Origin of the sequence: Novosphingobium sp. (assembly GCF_041915465.1) — a bacterium.
Taxonomy (GTDB): Bacteria; Pseudomonadota; Alphaproteobacteria; order Sphingomonadales; family Sphingomonadaceae; genus Novosphingobium.
Genome location: NZ_JAYSBK010000188.1, coordinates 1 through 2,226, shown reverse-complemented (window position 1 = coordinate 2,226; position 2,226 = coordinate 1). Strand labels below are relative to the sequence as shown.

General features: G+C 64.9%; 3 protein-coding genes. 2 read left to right on the top strand and 1 reads right to left on the bottom strand.

Annotated elements, in window-relative coordinates; translation table 11 throughout:
* The first annotated feature begins 29 nt into the window (after positions 1–29).
* Positions 30–722, top strand: a complete 693-nt coding sequence (locus ACE3SN_RS16825; protein ID WP_374531988.1) for an OmpA family protein — start codon at positions 30–32, stop codon at positions 720–722.
* An 18-nt stretch (positions 723–740) separates the two neighbouring features.
* Here ACE3SN_RS16825 and ACE3SN_RS16820 read toward each other — a convergent pair whose 3' ends face one another.
* Positions 741–1,538 (bottom strand): 3'(2'),5'-bisphosphate nucleotidase CysQ, encoded by a 798-nt coding sequence (locus ACE3SN_RS16820; protein WP_374531987.1) that lies wholly within the window; start codon positions 1,536–1,538, stop codon positions 741–743.
* Positions 1,539–1,705: 167 nt separating this feature from the next.
* On the opposite strand from ACE3SN_RS16820, the gene ACE3SN_RS16815 reads away from it, so the two are divergent.
* Positions 1,706–2,226 (top strand): ATP-grasp domain-containing protein (locus ACE3SN_RS16815; protein ID WP_374531985.1); only part of this gene is annotated, 521 nt, incomplete at its 3' end.

The following is a 2,226-nucleotide window of genomic DNA, read 5'->3' as shown; positions in this document are numbered from 1 at the left end:
CCACGATTGACCATAAAAGGGGAACGCACATGAAGAAATCCCGCCTGCTCGTTTCGAGCTTCGCCGCAGTTTCGCTGCTGACCGTTTCGGCCTGCGTGACCGACCCCAACACCGGCGAGAAGAAGATTTCGCGCACCGCGATCGGCGGCGTTGGCGGCGTGGTTGTTGGCGGCCTGCTCGGCGGCCTGATCGGCGGCAAGACGGGCCGCATCGTCGGCGCGGGCCTCGGCGGCGTGGCCGGTGCCGCGGTCGGCTACACCATGGACAAGCAGATCAAGGAGCTGAAGGAAGACACCGCCGGATCGGGCGTCGACGTGACCACGGTCGACAACGGCTCGGCAATCCTCGTCAACCTGCCCGATGGCGTTACCTTTGACGTCGGCAGCTATACGCTGAAACCCGAATTCCGCGCGACGCTGGACAAGGTTGCGCAGAGCCTGATCGAATATCCCAACAGCCTGGTCGACGTTTACGGCCACACCGATTCGACCGGTTCGGACGCCTATAATCAGACGCTGTCGGAAAACCGGGCGCGCACCGTGGCGAATTACCTCACCTCGCGTGGGGTTTCGGCTGCGCGGATTCGCAGCCAGGGCTTTGGCGAAACCATGCCGGTGGCCAGCAACGATACCGAAGAAGGCCGGATGAAGAACCGCCGGGTCGAAATCAAGATCGTGCCGGTGACCCAGGAAGACGTCGCCGCCGCCAAGGCCGCGCAGTAAGCCCGGTCGCATGAGGTCCTAGCGGGCCGCCAGTTCCCTTGCCCGGTCGGCAAGGCGTTCAACGGCGGCCCCATGGATCGCAGGCGCGGTAACCAGCACCCCAAACGCGCGCGGATCGCGCTTGTTGTAATGCAGCGCGCCGCCAAAGGCATCGGTCACCGCAGCTCCCGCCTCGCGCGCGATGAGGGCTGCTGCACCGATGTCCCATTCGAACCCCCAGCGCAGCGTCGCAACCAGGTCGGCCTCGTCGGCGGCGACCATCGCCATGCGCAGCGCGATCGAGTTGGGGCGATGCACCGGCACAAGGTCCGCATCGATATGCGGCACGGCCTCGGCCGGCACTCGCGCGCCGCGCAAGCTCTGGCGGCGGCTGCCGACCAGGCGCTTGCCATTGCGCCAGCTGCCCTTCCCGGCTTCCGCATACCAGAACTCGCCGCCCTGCTCGGGCAGGCGCGCGGGCGCATCGAGCATCCCGATCAGCGGGCGGCCACTGCTGACCAGCGCCACCGACACCGCCCAGCCATCGCGCCCGCGAATGAAGTCGCGCGTCCCGTCGATCGGATCGACCAGCCAGATCAGGCCGCCTTCCAGCCGCTCTGGCGCATCGACGGTTTCTTCCGAGAGCCAGCCCGCGGCCGGCAACAGTGCGCCCAGTTCACGCTTGAGGAATTCGTCGACCTCCAGATCGGATTGCGAAACCGGGCTGCCAGGGTCCTTTTCCCACGAATCGAGCGCATGGCCATGCCCCGGCCAGCGCCCGAGCGCGATTCGCCCCGCTTCGCGCACAATAGCTTCAAGGCGCTGGCGATCGATCACCCGCGCGCGCCGTTCTCATAAATCGGCCGTGTTAGGAATGACTCGCAACTGACGTTCATATTTCTTCCTCTGGAGGCCCTTCCGGGTCTTTTCAAGCCTTCCCCGCTGTGCTTATGCGGCACCGCAAAACGGAAATTTAGTCCTCCTCCCCGCTGGAGTTTCACCACATGAACATTCACGAGTACCAGGCCAAAGAACTGCTCGCCAAGTTCGGCGTTGGCATCCCCAAGGGCATCGCGGCGCTGACTGTGCCAGAAGCGGTCGAAGCCGCCAAGCAGCTGCCCGGGCCGCTGTATGTCGTGAAGGCCCAGATCCACGCCGGTGGGCGCGGCAAGGGCAAGTTCAAGGAACTTCCCGCCGATGCCAAGGGCGGCGTGCGCCTCGCCAAGAGCATCGATGAAGTCGAAGCTTTCGCGAACGAAATGCTCGGCAATACCCTGGTCACCATCCAGACCGGCGAAGTCGGCAAGCAGGTCAACCGCCTCTACGTCACTGACGGCGTCGACATTGCCAAGGAATACTACCTCTCGATGGTGGTTGACCGTTCGACCGGCCGCATCGCCCTGATCGTGTCGACCGAAGGCGGCATGGACATCGAAGAAGTCGCCCACTCGACCCCGGAAAAGATCACCACGATCATCGTCGACCCGGCCCAGGGCTTCATGCCCCACCACGGCCGCGCGGTGGC

Coding starts and splice junctions, on each gene's coding strand:
- ACE3SN_RS16825 (WP_374531988.1), top strand. CDS start 30: ATGAAGAAATCCCGCCTGCTCGTTTCGAGCTTCGCCGCAGTTTCGCTG.